15 protein-coding genes and 1 pseudogene are annotated in these 18023 nt (G+C 68.1%); 8 read left to right on the forward strand and 8 right to left on the reverse strand.

Translation table 11 applies throughout. The features are described 5' to 3' along the window. Positions 1-561, forward strand: coding sequence for a hypothetical protein (locus AC5Y5E_RS13205; RefSeq protein ID WP_499903449.1), 561 nt, complete (start codon positions 1-3; stop codon positions 559-561). Positions 562-569: 8 nt separating this feature from the next. Here the strand turns inward: AC5Y5E_RS13205 and pcrA are convergent, their stop codons facing one another. Then, positions 570-2903, reverse strand: coding sequence for a DNA helicase PcrA (gene pcrA, locus AC5Y5E_RS13210; RefSeq protein ID WP_499903450.1), 2334 nt, complete (start codon positions 2901-2903; stop codon positions 570-572). Between the two features lie 236 nt (positions 2904-3139). Between pcrA and AC5Y5E_RS13215 the strand changes: the two genes are divergently transcribed. Next, positions 3140-3457 (forward strand): chorismate mutase, encoded by a 318-nt coding sequence (locus AC5Y5E_RS13215; protein ID WP_499882075.1) that lies wholly within the window; start codon positions 3140-3142, stop codon positions 3455-3457. A 53-nt stretch (positions 3458-3510) separates the two neighbouring features. Then, positions 3511-5175 carry a glucose-6-phosphate isomerase gene (pgi, locus tag AC5Y5E_RS13220; protein ID WP_499903451.1) on the forward strand — a complete coding sequence of 555 codons (1665 nt, stop codon included), beginning with the start codon at positions 3511-3513 and terminating at the stop codon, positions 5173-5175. A 97-nt stretch (positions 5176-5272) separates the two neighbouring features. Here the strand turns inward: pgi and AC5Y5E_RS13225 are convergent, their stop codons facing one another. From AC5Y5E_RS13225 to cobF, 4 genes and pseudogenes are all read right to left on the reverse strand, one after another. After that, the gene (locus AC5Y5E_RS13225; RefSeq protein ID WP_499903452.1) at positions 5273-6022 is read right to left on the reverse strand and encodes an SDR family oxidoreductase; all 750 of its coding nucleotides are present in this window, start codon (positions 6020-6022) and stop codon (positions 5273-5275) included. A 29-nt stretch (positions 6023-6051) separates the two neighbouring features. Further along, on the reverse strand, positions 6052-6522 hold the full coding sequence (locus tag AC5Y5E_RS13230) for a zinc finger domain-containing protein (RefSeq protein ID WP_499903914.1): 471 nt from the start codon (positions 6520-6522) through the stop codon (positions 6052-6054). Between the two features lie 150 nt (positions 6523-6672). Next, a pseudogene (locus tag AC5Y5E_RS13235) lies at positions 6673-6915 on the reverse strand (DNA-formamidopyrimidine glycosylase family protein); the annotation flags it as partial. A 5-nt stretch (positions 6916-6920) separates the two neighbouring features. Further along, on the reverse strand, positions 6921-7673 hold the full coding sequence (gene cobF / locus AC5Y5E_RS13240) for a precorrin-6A synthase (deacetylating) (protein ID WP_499903453.1): 753 nt from the start codon (positions 7671-7673) through the stop codon (positions 6921-6923). A 119-nt stretch (positions 7674-7792) separates the two neighbouring features. On the opposite strand from cobF, the gene AC5Y5E_RS13245 reads away from it, so the two are divergent. The 4 genes from AC5Y5E_RS13245 to AC5Y5E_RS13260 all read left to right on the forward strand — a co-directional run bounded on the left by AC5Y5E_RS13245 (position 7793) and on the right by AC5Y5E_RS13260 (position 11862). Then, the gene (locus AC5Y5E_RS13245) at positions 7793-8701 is read left to right on the forward strand and encodes an AurF N-oxygenase family protein (protein WP_499903454.1); all 909 of its coding nucleotides are present in this window, start codon (positions 7793-7795) and stop codon (positions 8699-8701) included. A gap of 227 nt (positions 8702-8928) precedes the next feature. Further along, complete coding sequence (locus tag AC5Y5E_RS13250; RefSeq protein WP_499903915.1) at positions 8929-9867, forward strand: DUF4873 domain-containing protein; 939 nt, start codon at positions 8929-8931, stop codon at positions 9865-9867. Between the two features lie 263 nt (positions 9868-10130). Continuing rightward, entirely contained in the window at positions 10131-10904 is a 774-nt protein-coding gene (locus AC5Y5E_RS13255; protein ID WP_499903455.1) for an STAS domain-containing protein, read from the forward strand. A 91-nt stretch (positions 10905-10995) separates the two neighbouring features. Beyond that, entirely contained in the window at positions 10996-11862 is an 867-nt protein-coding gene (locus tag AC5Y5E_RS13260; RefSeq protein WP_499903456.1) for an LLM class flavin-dependent oxidoreductase, read from the forward strand. Between the two features lie 135 nt (positions 11863-11997). Here AC5Y5E_RS13260 and AC5Y5E_RS13265 read toward each other — a convergent pair whose 3' ends face one another. After that, entirely contained in the window at positions 11998-12804 is an 807-nt protein-coding gene (locus tag AC5Y5E_RS13265; protein ID WP_499903457.1) for an enoyl-CoA hydratase/isomerase family protein, read from the reverse strand. 56 nt (positions 12805-12860) lie between these two features. Here AC5Y5E_RS13265 and AC5Y5E_RS13270 point away from each other — a divergent pair, with 56 nt between their 5' ends. Beyond that, a complete protein-coding gene (locus AC5Y5E_RS13270) occupies positions 12861-13775 on the forward strand; it encodes an SAM-dependent methyltransferase (protein WP_499903458.1) in 915 nt (304 codons plus the stop codon). Here the strand turns inward: AC5Y5E_RS13270 and AC5Y5E_RS13275 are convergent. After that, a complete protein-coding gene (locus AC5Y5E_RS13275) occupies positions 13772-15712 on the reverse strand; it encodes a fumarylacetoacetate hydrolase family protein (protein WP_499903459.1) in 1941 nt (646 codons plus the stop codon). The genes AC5Y5E_RS13270 and AC5Y5E_RS13275 overlap by 4 nt on opposite strands. Continuing rightward, positions 15709-17964 carry an ATP-dependent DNA ligase gene (locus tag AC5Y5E_RS13280; protein WP_499903460.1) on the reverse strand — a complete coding sequence of 752 codons (2256 nt, stop codon included), beginning with the start codon at positions 17962-17964 and terminating at the stop codon, positions 15709-15711. The genes AC5Y5E_RS13275 and AC5Y5E_RS13280 overlap by 4 nt, the downstream gene beginning before the upstream one ends. Positions 17965-18023 lie beyond the last annotated feature (59 nt).

An 18023-nucleotide genomic window follows, 5' to 3' on the forward strand; every position in this document is an offset into this window, starting at 1 on the left:
GTGAGTTCGCCGAACGATCCCCCTGCCCCGCCGCCCGAGACCGCAGCACCCCCCTCGGAATCGCAGACCCGGATCATCCGGCGGGCACCGACCGGGCCGATGCCCGTCGTGCCGGAATCGCCGACCACCCAGATCCCGCGGCAGCCACCTTCGTATGAGGCACCCGCCCGGCGCGTCAGTCTGCCGGGCCCCGAACCGAGCGGCCGGACGGCCGTCGCCGCCGCCGCGGTCAGCATTGTCAGCGGCTGGGCCACCTCCGTGGTGGCCACCGACCTGATCGCCGGATGGTGGCGCACCGACCGCCTGTTCTGCATCGCGGTGGCGTTTCTCGCGCTCGTCTTTGCGATCACCACCGTTTCGGGCGTCATTTTGTTGCTGCAGCGTCGGCCGGTGGGGCGCTATCTCATCGCGGCCGGCGCGGTGGTCGCGGTGCTGACGTACGGCGGCGTGTTCATCGCGGGCGCGCGCGTGGCGTGGATCGTCTACACCCTGTGGCTGCTGCCGGTCGCCAGCGTGGTGCTGGCGTTTCACCCGCAAACCAAACGCTGGCTACAGGCGTAACCAGCGTCCTAAAGCTTGCTGACCGGGGCGTGGTTGTGCATCAGCTTCACGCGCCCCGCGCTGCCGAAGTCGATCAGTGACATCGCCGACTCGCCGACGCCGGAAACCTCCTCGACCCGGCCGAGCCCGTACTTGTCGTGCGTCACCCGGTCACCCGGTTGCAGCACCAGCGGCGGGCGTTTGCCCGCCCCGGAGCGGGTCGGCGACGGGCGCGGCGCGCCGAAGCGTCCGGCGCCGCTCACCGGCGCACTGAACGACGGCGCGGGCGCGCTGCGCCGCCAGTTGATCAGCTCCTGCGGAATCTCGCGCAGGAAGCGCGATTCCGGGTTGAGCATCGGCTGTCCCCACGAGGACCGGACGATGGCCCTGCTCACGTACAGCCGCTGACGCGCCCGGGTGATGCCGACGTAGGCCAGCCGCCGCTCCTCGGACAGCTCGGTCGGATCGTCCAGCGACCGCATGTGGGGAAACATCCCGTCCTCCCAGCCGGTGACGAACACCACCGGAAACTCCAGACCCTTCGCGGTGTGCAGCGTCATCAGCGTGACCACGCCGGCGCCGTGCTCAGGGATGTCGTCGGCGTCGGCTACCAGCGACACGCGCTCCAGAAACGCCGCCAGCACCCCGGTGTCCGGGACGTCTTCGTCCTCGAGCGCCTGTTCCGACTCGTCCAGTGCGGCCGCGTTGGCCTGGTCGGTGCTGAATTCATGTGCGACGCTGACCAATTCGTTGAGGTTGTCGAGCCGGGCCAGCTCCTGCGGATCGGTGGAGGACTCCAGCTCGTTGCGGTATCCGGAGCGCTCGAGCACCAACTCGACCAGGTCGCCGAGGTCGTCGTCGAGGTGGCCCCTCAGGTCGTCCAGCAGCTCGACGAAACCCGCGATCGCCTTCTCCGCGCGCGTATTCAGCATCGGCACTTTGCCTTCGGCCGCGGCCACCAGCGCGTCGGCGAAGCTGGCGCCGGTGTTCGCGGCGTACACCGTGACGCACGCCTCGGCACGATCCCCGATGCCCCGCCGTGGGGTGTTGAGGATGCGCCGCATGCTGACCGCGTCGCCCGGGTTGTCCAGCACCCGCAGGTAGGCGACGATGTCGCGGATCTCCTTGCGCTCGTAAAACCGCACTCCCCCAACAACTTTGTACGGAATTCCGGCGCGGATGAAGACCTCCTCCAACGACCGCGACGAGTTGTTGGTGCGATAGAACACCGCCACGTCGTTGTAGGTGATCTCGCCGCGCTCGGCGAGTGCATCGATCTCCTCCGCCACGAACCTGGCCTCGTCGTGCTCGTTGTCGGCGACGTAACCGACGATCAGCTCGCCGGCGCCCGCGTCGGTCCACAGTCGCTTCTCACGGCGCCCGGAGTTGCGGGCGATCACCGAGTTGGCGGCCGACAGGATGTTCTGTGTGGACCGGTAATTCTGTTCCAGCAGAATGGTTCTCGCGTCGGGGTAGTCGCGCTCGAAGTCCTCGATGTTGCGGATGGTGGCGCCGCGGAACGCGTAGATCGACTGATCGGCGTCGCCGACCACGCACAGCTCGCCGGGCGGCACGTCGTCGACGGTCTCGGTGCCCACCAATTCCCGGACCAGCACGTACTGCGCGTGGTTGGTGTCCTGGTATTCGTCGACCAGCACGTGGCGGAAGCGCCGCCGGTAATACTGCGCGATTTCGGGGAACGTCTGCAGCACCGCGACGGTCTCGCCGATCAGGTCGTCGAAGTCCAGCGCGTTGGCCGCCCGCAGGCGCCGCTGGTACTCGCCGTAGACGGAGGCCACCGTGCGGCTCAACTCGTCGGAATCCTCGGTCAGGTTGGTCACGGCCTCGTCGGGGTAGACCAACTCGTTCTTCAGGTTGGAGATGGCATTGGCCAGCAGCCGCGGCGAGTAGCGCTTGATGTCCAGCCCCATGTCGCGGCCGATCATCTGCAGCAGGCGCCGCGAGTCGTCGGCGTCGTAGATCGAGAAGTTGGAGTTGAGGCCCTTGATCAGCGACGCCTGGTTGCGCAGGATGCGCACGCACGTCGAGTGGAAGGTGGACACCCACATCGCGCGGGCCCTGGGGCCCACCAGCCGCACCACCCGTTCGCGCATCTCCGCGGCGGCCTTGTTGGTGAAGGTGATCGCCAGGATCTGGCCGACGCCGACGCCCCGCGCCGCGATCAGGTAGGCGATGCGCCGCGTCAGGACGGCCGTCTTGCCCGAGCCCGCGCCCGCGACGATCAACAGGGGCGAACCCTCGTGCACCACCGCCTGACGCTGTTGCGGGTTGAGCCCGTCGAGCAGCTGCTCTGCTTCCGCGGCGGACTTGGCATCGGTACTACTGGTCGCGTGCACACTCATGTCGGTCCAAATTTACCGCCGGCCGCCGACTACTTCGCTGGCCATGCCCTCCGGCGCGGCGTGGCCGTTTTTGCGTGGTCGCGGCCCTTAGTGGCACACTCGATGGATGCTCAACAGGCAGCGCCGATTTTTCTACGGGTACCGGCCAGCGGTGCCCGTGGTGTAGCTGCTTTCGCAGAGCCCCGTGGTCCGCTTCCGGATTCGGGGCTCGTCTCTTTTGTGAGGCCCGACAACGGATGAGACCAGAACCCCCACATCAAGAGAATGCGGAGTTAGCAGAGATGAACATCGAGATGGTCGAGGCCCAAGAGGCCACCGACATTGACGCGTTGCGCCAGGAGATCGACCGGTTGGACGCCGAGATCCTGGCCGCGGTGAAGCGGCGGGCCGAAGTCTCCCAGGCGATCGGCAAGGTGCGGATGGCCTCCGGCGGCACCCGGCTGGTGCACAGCCGCGAGATGAAGGTCATCGAACGCTACAGCGAGCTCGGTCCCGAGGGTAAGGACCTGGCGATGCTGTTGCTGCGGCTGGGCAGGGGCCGGCTCGGGCACTGAGCGGCGGTGGCCACACCTGGCTCGGTCCCGTCGGGCGGCATTAGGGTCGAATAATGACCTCCGTGCAAACCATTCCCGACATCACCGCCACCCCGGCGTGGGACGCCCTGCGCAGGCATCACGAACAGATCGGCCAGACCCATCTGCGGCAGTTCTTCGCCGAGGATCCCGATCGCGGCCGCGAACTCACCGTCACGGTCGGCGACCTCTACATCGACTACAGCAAACACCGCGTCACCCGGGAGACGCTGGGGCTGCTGGCAGACCTCGCGCGCACGGCTAATCTCGAAGAGCGCCGCGACCAGATGTTCGCCGGGGCACACATCAACACCTCCGAGGACCGGGCCGTTCTGCACACCGCGCTGCGGCTGCCCCGCGACGCCGAGCTGATCGTCGACGGCCAAAACGTCGTCGCGGACGTGCACGCCGTGCTGGACGCCATGGGCGACTTCACCGACCGGTTACGCAGCGGTGAATGGACCGGGGCCACCGGGAAAAAGATCAGCACCGTGGTCAACATCGGAATCGGCGGGTCGGACCTCGGTCCGGTGATGGTCTACCAGGCGCTGCGCCACTACGCCGATGCCGGGATTTCGGCACGCTTCGTCTCCAACGTCGACCCGGCCGACCTGGTCGCGAAACTGGCCGACTTGGACCCTGCCACAACGCTTTTCATCGTCGCGTCGAAGACGTTCTCCACGCTGGAGACGCTGACCAACGCGACCGCCGCGCGCCGCTGGCTGACCGACAAGCTCGGCGACGCCGCGGTGTCCAAGCACTTTGTGGCGGTCTCCACCAACAAACGCCTGGTCGATGACTTCGGCATCAACACCGACAACATGTTCGGGTTCTGGGACTGGGTCGGCGGGCGCTATTCGGTCGATTCGGCGATCGGGCTGTCGGTGATGGCCGCCATCGGCAAGGAGGCGTTCGCCGATTTCCTGTCCGGATTCCACATCGTCGACCGGCATTTCAAGACCGCCCCGCTGGAGTCCAACGCGCCCGTGCTGCTCGGCCTGATCGGGCTGTGGTACTCCAACTTCATGGGCGCGCAATCGCGTGCCGTGCTGCCGTATTCGAACGATCTGTCGCGCTTCGCGGCCTACCTGCAGCAGCTGACCATGGAATCCAACGGCAAGTCGACCCGCGCCGACGGCACGCCGGTCACCACCGACACCGGCGAAATCTTCTGGGGCGAACCGGGAACCAATGGCCAGCACGCGTTCTATCAGTTGCTGCATCAGGGCACCCGGCTGGTGCCAGCCGATTTCATCGGCTTCAGCCAACCCATCGACGACCTCGCCACCGCCGACGGCACCGGCAGCATGCACGACCTGTTGATGAGCAACTTCTTCGCCCAGACGCAGGTCCTGGCGTTCGGCAAGACCGCCGAGGAGATCGCCGCCGAGGGCACCCCCGCCGACGTCGTGCCGCACAAGGTCATGCCCGGAAACCGGCCGTCCACTTCGATTTTGGCCGACCGGCTCACCCCGTCGGTGCTGGGCCAGCTCATCGCGCTCTACGAGCACCAGGTCTTTACCGAGGGGGTGATCTGGGGCATCGACTCGTTCGATCAGTGGGGCGTGGAGCTGGGCAAGACGCAGGCCAAGGCGCTGCTTCCGGTGATCACCGCCGACGCCTCACCCGCGCCGCAGACCGACAGTTCGACCGACGCGCTGGTCCGTCGCTACCGCACCGAGCGGGGACGGACGAGTTAGAGTCGGCGAGCAGACGCAAAATCGCACTGCCAACGCGAGTTTTGTGCGATTTCGCGTCTGGTGGCCGGGCAGGGCCCGGCGAACACCGCCAGAGGAATTAGGCGAACACCTTCGTCAGCGGGGGCGGTAGCACCCGCATCAACTGCACCAGCGGGCCCCACGGCCACCACGGCACCACGGCGCGGCCGGGTTCGCGTTCGATCGCGTCGACCAACGCCTTGACGCCAGTTTCGTTGTCCACCATGAACATCGTGCTCTCCGACTTGGCGGTCATCTCCGACTCGATGTAGCCCGGCTCGATCAGCGAAACCTTGATCGGACCGCCGCGGTATTCGGCGCGCAGCGATTCACCCAACGAGCGCATTCCGGCTTTGCTTGCGGCGTAAGCGGCTTTGACGCCCGGCACCCCCTTGTTGCCGAGCACCGACGAGATGAGCACCAGATGGCCCGAACCGCTCTTGGCGAACATCTCCAGCGCGGCCTCGATCTGGATCAGACCGGCCACCAGGTTGGTCTGGAGGGTTTTCCTGTTCGCCCACGGCTTGCCCGAACCCAGCTTCGCGCCATGGCCGATTCCGGCGTTGACGATGATGCGGTCGACGCCACCGAGCTCGTCGCTGATTTCGGCGAACACCTTCGGCACCTGCTCGTGGTCGTTGACGTCGAGCGCGGCGACGGCGACCTTGATTCCCGGATACTGTTGCGTCAGTTCGGCTTTCAGCTCGTCGAGCCGGTCGGTGCGACGGGCGCACAACCCCAGGTCGCGGCCCTTGGCGGCGAAGGAGCGCGCCATGCCGGCACCCAGGCCGGAACTGGCACCGGTGATGAGGATCTTCTGACGAGTCACCCGGGCAGCATATCGGCAGCTGTCGGCGGCTACTTGAGCAGCCGCGACAACCGGCGGTCGGCGAGCACCTTGCCGCCGGTCTGGCACGTCGGGCAGTACTGAAAAGACTTGTCCGCGAACGACACTTCGCGCACGGTGTCCCCGCACACCGGGCACGGCAGCCCGGTGCGGGCGTGCACGCGCAGGCCGGAGCGCTTCTCCCCCTTGAGCATGGCTGCGCCTTGGCCGACGGAGCGGCTGACCGCGTCGGTCAGCACCGAGATCATCGCGTCGTGCAGGGCGGTCAGCTGTTCGTCGGAAAGCTTGCCCGCGGTGGCGAACGGCGAGATCTTCGCGACGTGCAGGATTTCGTCGCTGTAGGCGTTGCCGATGCCGGCGATCACCTTCTGGTCGGTGATGACGGTCTTGATCCTGCCGGTGTTGCCGGACAGCACCCCGGCCAGGTCCTGGGGGCTGAGCTCCAGCGCGTCGGGGCCGAGGGCGGCGATGCCCGGCACCAGCTGCGGGTCGTCGACCAGCCACACCGCCAGCCGCTTCTGGGTGCCGGCCTCGGTGAGGTCGAAGCCGGGCGCCGCACCAGGTGTGCCCAGGTGCACCCGCATGGCGATCGGGCCCTTGCCGGGCCGCAGCGGCGCCGCGGCCAGCTTGTCCGACCACCGCAACCAGCCCGCCCGCGACAGGTGGGCGATCAAGAACAAGGGCCCCGCCTGCAACCCCAGGTACTTGCCCCAGCGCTGGGCCCCCGTCACGGCCTGGCCGTGCAGCGCGCTGATCGGCGGGTCGAAGGTCTTCAGCACCGAAAACGCGACGACGTCGACGCGGCCGACCGTCGCGCCGACGGCGTGGCGGCGCAAATGGTCGACGAGCGCTTCGATCTCGGGGAGTTCGGGCACGCCTTTCAGTCTGCCGGTCGGAGCAAATAGGTGTCCATGATCCAGCCGTGCCGCGCGCGGGCGTCCGCGCGCAGCGCCACGATCCGCGCCGCGACCTCGCCGACCGTGCCGGCCACCAGCAGCTCGTCGCCGGTGCCCAGGTAGGCGCCCCACCAGATTTTCGTGTCGGGCGGGCACGCCTGAAACGAGCAGTCGGCGTCGAGCATCACCACCGCCGATCCGGACATGCCCTGCCGGCGCAGCTGCCTGCCCGTGGTGATCAGGACCGGCTCGCCGACCTCGTTGAGCGGAATGCGGTGCCGCGCCGTCAGCGCCTGGACCGCGGTGATGCCCGGAATGACGTCGTAGCTGAAATCAAGCTCGGCAGCTTCGGCCTTGATGGCGTCCAGGATGCGCAGCGTGCTGTCGTACAGCGACGGATCGCCCCAGGCCAGGAAGGCGCCCACGCCGCCGGGACCCAGTTCCGCGGAGATGGCATCCGCCCAGACGCGCGCCCGCGCGGCATGCCACTCCGCGACCGCGTCGCGATAGTCCGCCTCCGCGGACCGCTCGGGATCGGCCAGCTCGACGAAGCGGTATCCGGGCTCGCGGATGAACCGGGCGCAGATTTCCCGTCGCAGCGCGACCAGGTCACGTTTCGCCTCGCCCTTGTCCATCGCGAAGAACACCTGCGTGTCGTTGAGCGCCTCGATCGCCTGGACGGTCACATAACCCGGGTCGCCGGCGCCGATGCCGATCACGTGGATATGCCGAGCCAAGAGGCCCTCCTCACTGCTTAAATCAGATTGCCGAATCGAGACCTCGAAGGCCTAGCCGGGACCCCAGGTACCCGATACCATGGGTACCGTCTGCAGCACCCAACGAAGGGACGCCAGCCGTGACGACCTCAGCGGTGAAGCCGGGCGGGCCGAGTCGTGAAGAGTTCTCGGACCGATTGCTGAAGGGCTCGGTCAAGAAGTCCTACGAGCCGGTGGTCGACATCGACTGGGACGCGCCGCTGGACCCCGACAAGTTCTACCTGCCGCCGCGGCTGGTGTCGCTGTACAACACGCCGCTGTGGGACGAGATGACGCGCGAGCAGCAGATCGACCTGTCCCGCCAAGAACTGGTCAACACGCTCTCGGCGGGAATCTGGTTCGAGAACATGCTCAACCAGTCGTTGCTGCGCACCATCTTGCACGAGGACCCCACCAGCTCCTCGACGCATTACAAGCTGACCGAGCTGGGTGACGAGACCCGCCACATGGTCATGTTCGGCAAGGCCATCGAACGCATCGGCGCAAAGCCGGTGCGCCCCAGGCTGTTTCACCGGTGGATCATCAACGCGCTGCCGCTGGCCTTCCAGCGGGGTTCGATGCTGTGGATCGCCGCCCTCATCGGCGAAGAAATCTTCGATTCGTTGCAACGGCAGATGATGGACGATCCCGAACTGCAGCCGATCATCCAGCGGCTCATGCGGATTCACGTCACCGAAGAGGCCCGCCACATTCAGTTCGCCCGCGACGGCGCGCGCAAGCGGGCCGCCGAGATGCCGCGGCTCAACCGCTGGTTCATGGCCAACATCAACGGGCTCGGCGGATACTTCTTCAACTACTTGTTCAGCAATCCGATCCCCTACGCGCGGGTGGGCCTGGACGCGAAGCAGGCACGAAAGACCGCGCGCACCAGCCAGCACCGCCGCGAGATGCAGGTTGCCGGCTTCGCTCCGCTGGCGGCGTTTCTGACCGAGGTGGGCCTGCTGGGCCCGATCGCCCGCCGCGCCTGGAAGCGCAGCAGATTCCTGTGACCCAGCCGCCCGTGCGCTGCCATCGGGTGCTCGTCCTTGGAGCGGGAGACAGCGCACGGGCGGCCCTCCAAAGGGCGGGTGCAGCCGACATCGTGACGCTCGAGGGCGAAGTGGTCGGCTCACGGTTCGACGACGCCACCCACACCTGGCTGTTGACGACGGACGGCGGCGAGACGGTGCGGGCCCGGGTCGTGGTGGCCGCCAACCCGCTCGCGCGGGTCCCGTGGATTCCGGACATCGCCGGACGCGACGAATTCCGGGGCGAGTCGTTTCACGCGGCGCAGTGGCAGGCGGGTTTCGACCCGGCAGGTAAGCGCGTCGCCGTCGTCGGCGCCGACTCCACCGCCGGCCATTACATCCCGCGGCTGATCAGCTCGGCGGCCTCCGTCACCGTCTTCGCGCATCCGCCGCGCCGGGTCGTCGACGAGCTGCCGCTGCCCGCCACCCGCGCCAAGCGCTGGCTGCGCCGGCGCATCCGACCGGCCGCCGACGCCCAGGCGCGCCCCGCGCTCGTGCGATCGGCCGTCGTCGCCATCACCGCGTCGCGCCTCCGCACCGCCGACGGAGTCGAGCACGACGCCGACGCCATCGTCTACGGCACCGGGTTCGCGATGTCGGGCGAGGCGGGCTGGCGCGACGGCATGGAGCCCTATTACGGGGTCGCCCTTCGCGGCGTCCCGAACTACTTCTTCGTAGGCGGGCCCGACACCGACGCGCAGGCGCGGTACGTCGCCGAGTGCGTCGCGCTGATGGAGCGCACCGGCAGCACCCGCATCGAAGTTCGCCGCAGCAGCCTGCGAGTGTTCAACGAACGCCTCTACGTGCGACCCGCCCAGCCCCAGCCGGTGGCGTCCGCCTTCGATCTCGCGTCCGGCGCAAGCCGGCCCGACGCGACCTACGAGGGCGCGGCGACGCTGACGGTCGCCGGATCCGACCATCCGGTGCGCGTGCGTCTGGCCGGCCACCTGGATCCGATCGACGGCCACTACCACTGGCAGGGCACGGTCGTCGGGTCCGCGGCGCTGCCCGGCGAGTCGCTCAAGCAGGCGCGCACCGCGACCCTGACGGTCGGCGAGCGCAGCGCGCCGGCCCGCATCGTCGAGCAGACGCCGTGGGGCACGCACACGGTCGCGGGGGTCGGCGCTCCGCCGTACGCGCTGAGCTGAAGCGCGGCGCGGTAATCCGCAGGGTTTGCCGATCGTGGCGTTTGGGTAATCGCGTTAGTCTCATTTTCATCTCGTGGGGGCGGGATAGGCGGCCGAATTCCAGGAGCGGGGGATATGGCAGCGGACGGCCGGATAAGGAAATCGCATCCGACTTCTTTCACGTTGGGAATGCGGGGGCCTAAATTGCTATTGAGACACGCGGAGCCGGATGACACGGCTTGCCGGGTCGCGGTCGGCGAGGATAAAGCCCTGACGGAAAAGGGGTGGCTGCGGTGAGCGCGGTAGCTGAGTCACCAAGCTCGCTGGCCGTTTCGACGCGCACGGAGCAGTCGGTCGTCGTGCTCACGGTCGAGGGCGTGCTCGACGGCAGCAGCTCCGCGGCGCTGCGCGACATCATCACGAAGGCCACGCTGGACGAGCCGTCCGCCGTCGTCGTCAACGTCTCCAAGCTGCAGGTGCCCGCGGAATCGGCCTGGTCGGGCTTCATCGGCGTGCGCTGGCAGGCGCACACCCGGCCCGGTGTTCCGATAGTGCTGGTGTGCGCGGATCGCGCTGCCCGCGAGGCGATCACCCGGAGCGAGGTGGCCCGCTTCATGTCGGTGTACGCCACCGAGAAGTCCGCGCTGAAGGCGCTCGACCGGCTCACGAACCGCACCGTGCGGCACGCCGATGCCGAACTGCCCGCCAACCTGACCAGTCTTCGCGAGTCACGCCGGCTGGTCCGGGAGTGGCTGACCGCGTGGTCGCAGTCCGCGCTCATCCCGGTCGCGTTGGTGGTCGTCAACGTGTTCGTGGAGAACGTGCTCGAGCACACCGGAAGCGTGCCGATGATGCGGGTCGAAACCGATGGCGCGACGGCGACCATCGCGGTGTCCGACGCCAGCAGCACACCGGCGCTGCGGCTGCAGTCGCCGGACAAGGGCATCGACGTGTCCGGCTTGGCGATCGTCGACGCGTTGTCGCGCGCCTGGGGCAGCACCCCGACGTCGTCGGGCAAGACGGTCTGGGCCGTGATCGGCCCCGAGAATCAGCTCTGACCGGCTGGCGCCTTGTTCGGGGACCCGCACGCGGGTAAAAGTAGAACACGTTCTAATCTCGTATGACGGCCCCCCAAGGAAGGCGGACGACGTGCGGTTCACCTACGCAGAGGCGATGACGGACTTTCGCTACTACATCCCGCTGGCCCAGGCGGCCGAGGCGGCCGGCTACCACGCCATGACGATCGCCGACAGCATCGCCTATCCCTTCGAGTCCGACTCGAAGTATCCGTACACCCCCGATGGCAACCGCGAGTTCCTGGACGGCAAGGAGTTCATCGAAACCTTCGTGCTGACATCGGCGTTGGGTGCGGTGACGTCGACGCTGCGGTTCAACTTCTTCGTCCTCAAGCTGCCGATCCGGCCACCCGCGCTGGTGGCAAAGCAGATCGGTTCGCTGGCCGCAATGACCGACAACCGAGTCGGGTTCGGCGTGGGCACCAGCCCGTGGCCCGAGGACTACGAACTGCTGGGCGTTCCATTTGCCAAGCGCGGCAAGCGCATGGACGAATGCATCGAAATCATCCAAGGCCTCACCACGGGCGACTACTTCGAATTCCATGGCGAGTTCTACGACATCCCCAAGACCAAGATGACCCCGGCCCCGTCCAAGCCGATTCCGATCCTGATCGGCGGGCACGCCGACGCCGCGTTGCGCCGCGCCGCACGGCTGGACGGCTGGATGCACGGCGGCGGCGATCCGGAGGAACTCGACGCGCTGATCGCCAAGCTCAACCGGTTCCGCGAGGAGGAGGGCAAGACCGGCCCGTTCGAGATTCACGTCATCTCGGTCGACGGGTTCACGGTGGACGGCGTCAAGCGTCTCGAGGACAAGGGCGTCACCGACGTGATCGTCGGCTTCCGCATCCCTTACATCATGGGCAAGGACGACGAGCCGCTGGACAACAAGATCCGCAACCTGGAGATGTTCGCCGAGAACGTGATCGCGAAAGTTTAACCGGCACCCGGCCTTCAGTGTGAGCTCACGGCTTTCAGTGTGCACCCATGGCGCGATTCCTCCACGTTCGCCGCCCAGGAGTCACACCGAAAGCCCAGGTTTCACACTCAATGTCCGGAGGTCAAAGTCTAGGCATCACAGGGGATCCCACTTCGGGGGCCGCTTCTCCATGTGCGCCGTGGCGGCCTCGCGCGGATTGTTGGTGAATCCGCTGAGGATCTGGGTGCGGTTCTCCAGCTCTATGGCGTGACGCAGGCTCGGCGCGTCCAGCGCCGCGTTGAGCCCAATCTTGGTCTGCCACACGCCATACGCGTTGTTCTCCGCGATCGATCGGGCCAGCTTGAGCGCCGCCGGCATCAGGTCATCGGGCGCCACCACCTCGTGCACCAGCTTGATGCGATAGGCCTCGGCCGCGTCGATGATGCGGCCGGTCAGCATCAGTTCGCGCGCGACTCCGGCGCCGACGACCTTGGGCAGCAGGTAGCTGGTGCCCATGTCCATCGACGAGAAGCCGGCCTTGATGAACACCGATCCGAACCGGGCGGCCTCGGACGCGACGCGGACATCGCTGACCAAGGTGAAGGCCAGCCCGCCGCCGACGGCGACGCCGTTGACCGCGGCGATGACCGGGATGGGCAGTTCGTAGATCCGGGTGAACAGCTCGGCCAGCCGAACCTGCGAGTCGTAGCTGACCTTGAACGGCGGGCTGGCAGGTCTGGGTTTGGTCCACGCCTCGCCGGTGCCGCTGAGATCGGCGCCGGCGCAGAATCCCCGCCCGGCCCCGGTCAGGATCGCGACCCGGTGCTCGCCCTCGCCGAGGGCGTCGAGGGCATCCTCCACGCCGCCGATCAGCGCTCCGTCGATCGCGTTCAGGCGCTCCGGGCGGTTGAGGGTGATGCAGGCGATGTTGTCCTCGATGGTTGCGAATTCCACTGCGGGCATACGTGAACCGTAAGCGACACAGCGGATGTTCAGGGGCGCGGCCTAGCATGCGAACCATGACACGAAGCGAGGGCGATACCTGGGACCTGGCCAACAGCGTGGGCGCCACCGCCACCATGGTCGCCGCGGCGCGCGCGGCCGCCACCCGACGTCCGCAGCCGGTGATCACCGACGAGTACGCCGAGCCGCTGGTCCGCGCCGTCGGCCTGGACGTGTTCACCAAGTTGGCCAGCGGCGAGCTCGACTCCGACGACCTCGAGAGGGACGTCCCTTTCCCTCGCATGGTCGACACGTTCGCCGCCCGCGCCCGGTTTTATGACGACTACTTCGCCGCGGCGGGCAAGGTGGGCGTGCGCCAGGTCGTCATCGTGGCGTCGGGGCTCGACGCACGGCCGTACCGGCTTTCCTGGCCCGCCGGGACCACCGTCTACGAGATCGATCAGCCCGAGGTGATCGCGTTCAAGACCGCGACGCTGTCGGAGATCGGCGCGGCCCCGACCGCCGAGCTGCGCGCCATCGGCATCGACCTCCGCGAGGATTGGCCGGCGGCGCTCCAAGACGCCGGCTTCGACCCCGCGCAACCGACGGCGTGGCTGGCCGAGGGCGTGCTCATCGGTTGGCTGCCGCCGGACGCCGAGGTCCGCCTGCTGGACTCGATCACCCCGCTGTCGGCCGAGGGCAGCCGCTTCGCCGCCGACTATGGGTCGCTCAACGACGCCTCGCAGCAGTCAAAGGAGCAGGCGTTGCGCACAACCGAGGGCTGGCGCCGCCACGGGCTCGACATGGACATCGCCGCCCTGACCTACCCCGGCAAGCACACCGACGTCGCCGCGCACCTGGGCGCCGACGGGTGGGACACGACCACGTTTTCGCTCGCCGACCTGTTCGCCGCGGCCGGCCTGCCGGAGCTCCTGGAGTCCGAGCACGGCCCGGCCGCCACGATCAGTTTCGTGCGGGCGATCAAGTCCTAACCGGCCCGCTTGGCGAGCCACTCGGCCTGCATCACCAGCAGCCCCATCACCTCCTGCTGCGGGATGTCCGAGTCGAGTTCGCGGTAGCGCTGATAGACGTTGACGACGACGCGCTCGGCGTCCAGCCAGGTCGCGTACTCGCCGAGGTCGATCGTGTCGGCGGCCTCGGACCAGGACAGGCCCTTGCGGTAGGCGGCCTCGGCCTGGTCGGCGACGTGCGCGAGATATCCACGGACGGCGCGGATCCCGTCCGGGTCGGTGACCGGCCCGTGGCCGGGCACCACGATCGGGGCGTCGAGCGCGATCATCGCGTCGCAGGCCGCGATCCAGTTGGCGATCGGGCCGGCCCACACGATCGGGGTGCAGCCGATGAACAGCAGGTCGCCGCCGAACAACACCCCCGCGTCGGGCACGTGCACCACGGAATCGGCGGCGGTGTGGGCGGGGCCCAGGTTCAGCAGGTCGATGCGGCGCCCGCCGACCTCGATGGTCAGGTCGCGGTCGAACGTCTGGTCGGCGTTGCGCAGTTTGATGCCGCTGAAATCGAAGTGCCCGAAGCGGTCTCGCACGTACGGGGTCGCGACCGGGCCGAGGTTGGCGGTCTGCGCCATGGCCAGCATCTCGGGCGCCATCCCGTGCGCGATCTCGTCGGCGGTGCCCTGCGCGGCGAGGATGCGCACCGACGCGTCCAGCAGCTGGTTGCCGTGGGTGTGGTCGCCGTTGGAGTGGGTGATCAGAGCGTCGGTGATCGGCGCGCGATCCGTCGCCGGCGCCATCGCGGCGAGCATTTCGCGGGTCAACGCCAGGTCGAACAGCGTGTCGACGAGCAGCGACGCACCGTCGCCGGCGATCAGCCCGGCGTTGCTCCACCCGTAGCCGCCGTCCGGGAGTGTCCACGCCCACACCCGGTCGGCGACCTCGTGCAGGCCGCGGGTGTAGGGCACCTGCGCCGGCGCCCGGTTGACCCGGGCCGCGGCGGGCGCCGCGTCCGGGTTGCGCCGGGCGGCCAGGGGGTGCGGCGGCCCGCTGGCGCGCACGGTTTGTCGGGTCTCCCCCAGCCCCTCGACCCGGAGGGTGACGACGTCGCCGTCGTGCAGCCAGCCCGGAAACGATTCCAGCGCACCGGGATTGAGGTGCTCGACGAGCGTACAGGTGGGCACGGTTCCGGAGCCGATGACGTCGCCGGGCGTGAGCGGCACGCCGCGCGAGACGTAGGAGATGACCTCGCCGAAGGTCCAGTCCATCTGGGTGGTCGAACCCGAGCCGATCACGTTGTCGTTGACCAACGCGGTCGCCTGCAGGTCGAGCTTGCCGTCACGGAGGTACGGCTCGAGCTCGTCGGGGGTCACCAGGTAGGGGCCCAGCGTGACCCCGCTGTCCTTGCCCTTGCCCTGCCCGATCGCGAGCTGGCTTTCCCGCTGCTGCAGGTCTCGGGCGGACCAGTCGTTGAAGATGGTGTAGCCGATGATGGCGCGTTCGGCTTGGTCGACGGCGAGGTCCTTGCCGCCGACGCCGATGACGGCGGCGATCTCCAGTTCGAAGTCCTGCCACGCGCTTCCGGGTGCCGCCGGGGCGTCTTCGTAGGGCCCCAGAACGGTTGCCGGGCAGGCGAAGTAGAAGGCGGGGATGCGATACCAGGTGTCGGCGAGCTCGCGGCCGCCCCCCATCGCGGCCTGGCAGTTGCGCATGTGGTCCAAGAAGCATAGCGAGTCCCGGATCGACGGCGGGCGCGGGATCGGCGCGAGCAACGTGACCTCGTCGAGCCGTGCCACCGCCGCCGGGGAACGCAATGCGTCTTCGCCGGCCTGTCGCAGCCCGTCGGGTCCGCGGCCGATCAGCTCGAGCAGCGTCACGCCCGGCGGCATCGCGTGGATGGTGTCGCCGGAGAGCACCCCGGTGCGTTCGCCGTCGCTACCGCGAAAGGTCAACCACTTCACTCGCGTACCACCTCACTTGGTTCCTTGTCCGGCCGCAGCCCGCGCCAACTCGATTGGCGCAGCCGGTCATCCGGGGTCCATTCGCTGTAGCGCACCTCGCCGACCAGGACCGGCTCGACGAACGTCACGCCCCTGGCGTCCTGCCGGGACAGCGGGGGGTCAAACGGGGATTGGTCGGTTTGCAACGGCGCCAGCGTCTTCTTCAGGTTCGCCAGGTCGCGTTCGGTGAAGCCGGTGCCGACGCGTCCGGCGAAGTGCAAACCGTCCGGTCCCGGGACTCCCATCAGCAGCGAGCCGATGCCGCTGGTGCGTCCGCCTTCGCCCACCTTCCAGCCGCCGATGACGACTTCCTGGGTGTTCCAGTTCTTGTCCTTGATCCACGACGCCGACCGCCGGCCCGGCTGATAGGTGGAGTCACGCTTCTTCCCGACCACGCCCTCCCAGCCGTATCGGCGTGAGTGCTCGAGCGCCTGGGCGCCGTCGCCGGGCAGCAGGTCGGGGACGATCAGATGGCCCCCGCCGCCAAGGATTTCCAGCAGCTTGCGCCGGTCCGAGTAGCGCGCGCGCAGCAGCGAGCGGCCGTCCAGGTACAGCAGGTCGAACGCCCAGTACTCGACGCGGGAGCCGCGTCCGCGGTTCTGCATCTCGTGGAAGCTGGGCACCCCGGCCTCGTCCAGGATCACGGCCTCGCCGTCGAGCACCACGTGATGGTCGGCCAGATCCGCTGCGAGGGAACGCAAATCGGGGTATTCCTTGGTGACCTCGCGGCCGCGCCGCGACCGGATCCGCAAGACGCCGTGGTCGACCTCCACCAGGAGCCGGTAGCCGTCCCACTTGCCCTCGAAGGCCCACTGGCCGGCCTTCAGGGCGGCCACCGAACCCTCCGAGGCCAGCATCGGGGTGATCGCATCGAAGTCGAAGACCTTCTGGTCCTTCATCCGGTGCGCCAGCCACTGGTCGCCGTTGGTTTGAATCAGCGCGTAGCGCCCGGAGATCCGGTTGCCATGCAGGTTGACGATGACCTCGTCATCGAGAAACTTTTCCGCCTCGTAGGTGCCGGCATCCCAGATGACCACCTTGCCGGCGCCGTACTCACCCTTGGGGATGTTCCCCTCGAACGCGCCGTATTCCAGCGGATGGTCCTCGGTGTGCACCGCCAGGTGGTTGACGGACGTGGTCTCGGGCAGGTTCTTCGGGACCGCCCACGACACCAGCACGCCGTCGCGCTCCAGCCGGAAGTCGTAGTGCAGGCGCCGGGCGTGGTGTTCCTGGATGACGAACGAATTGCCCTGGCCGGTAACGGGTTTCCCGGCCGGCACCGGCTCGGGGGTCTTCGACGCGTCGCGCATGCTGCGATACTTGCTCAGCCGGTCGCTGACCGGCGCGTCGGCGTCCAGCTCCGCCAGCAGATCACCGTCGCGGGCGACCCGGTCGAGCACTTCGTCGTAACGCAGTTGGCCCACCGAAGGGTCGGCGATCTCTTCCCACGTGCGCGGTGCCGCGACGGTCGGCTGTGCGCGCCCGCGCAGCGAGTACGGTGCGATGGTGGTCTTCGAGCCGTTGTTCTGGCTCCAGTCGAGAAAGACCTTGCCCGCCCGCAGGCTTTTGGTCATCGTGGCGGTCACCAGCTTGGGCATCGACTGCTCCAGTTGCTGCGCAACGCGTTTCGCAAGCACCGTGGCGCCCTTGCTGCTCACCGGGCTGTCGAGCGGCGCGTAGAGGTGCAAACCCTTGCTGCCGCTGGTGAGCGGGAAGAGGGTGAGGCCGATATCGCTCATCAGCTCCCGCACGGCGTGGGCGACCTCGCACAGTTGCGGCATCGTCACGCCCTCGCCCGGATCCAGGTCGAACACCAAACGCGTTGCCGGGCCGGGCTTGAGCTCTTCGGCCCGGCTTCGGGTCCACTCGGCGACGAATCGCCACTGCGGGACGTGCACCTCCAGCGCCGCCTGCTGCGCGATCCAGGCCAGCCCGTCGGGGCTGTCGATGATCGGATAGGTCGTCGTCCCGGAGCGGTGGGTGACGCTGGCCCGCGGCAGCCAGTCGGGCGCCGAGGACGCCAGCTGCTTTTCGAAGAACGACTCCTGCTCGACGCCGTTGGGCCAGCGCTTGCGGGTGGCCGCGCGCCCGGCGATGTGCGGCAGCATCACCTCGGCGATGCGGGTGTAGTAGTCGAAGACGTCGGCCTTCGTGGTTCCGGTGGCGGGGTACAGCACCTTGTCGGCGTTGGTTAGCTTCACCCGTGCTGCCATGCTGTCAACCTACGCGTTTCAACGCTGTTAACTGCCCTGACCACCGATTATCGCCTTCC

Source organism: Mycobacterium sp. NGS54 (assembly GCF_059812465.1).

Excerpts from the sequence above, each read along its gene's own strand:
- pcrA (WP_499903450.1), bottom strand. The coding sequence starts at position 2,903 with ATGAGTGTGCACGCGACCAGTAGTACCGATGCCAAGTCCGCCGCGGAA.
- AC5Y5E_RS13215 (WP_499882075.1), top strand. The coding sequence starts at position 3,140 with ATGAGACCAGAACCCCCACATCAAGAGAATGCGGAGTTAGCAGAGATG.
- pgi (WP_499903451.1), top strand. The coding sequence starts at position 3,511 with ATGACCTCCGTGCAAACCATTCCCGACATCACCGCCACCCCGGCGTGG.
- AC5Y5E_RS13265 (WP_499903457.1), bottom strand. The coding sequence starts at position 12,804 with ATGCCCGCAGTGGAATTCGCAACCATCGAGGACAACATCGCCTGCATC.
- AC5Y5E_RS13270 (WP_499903458.1), top strand. The coding sequence starts at position 12,861 with ATGACACGAAGCGAGGGCGATACCTGGGACCTGGCCAACAGCGTGGGC.
- AC5Y5E_RS13280 (WP_499903460.1), bottom strand. The coding sequence starts at position 17,964 with ATGGCAGCACGGGTGAAGCTAACCAACGCCGACAAGGTGCTGTACCCC.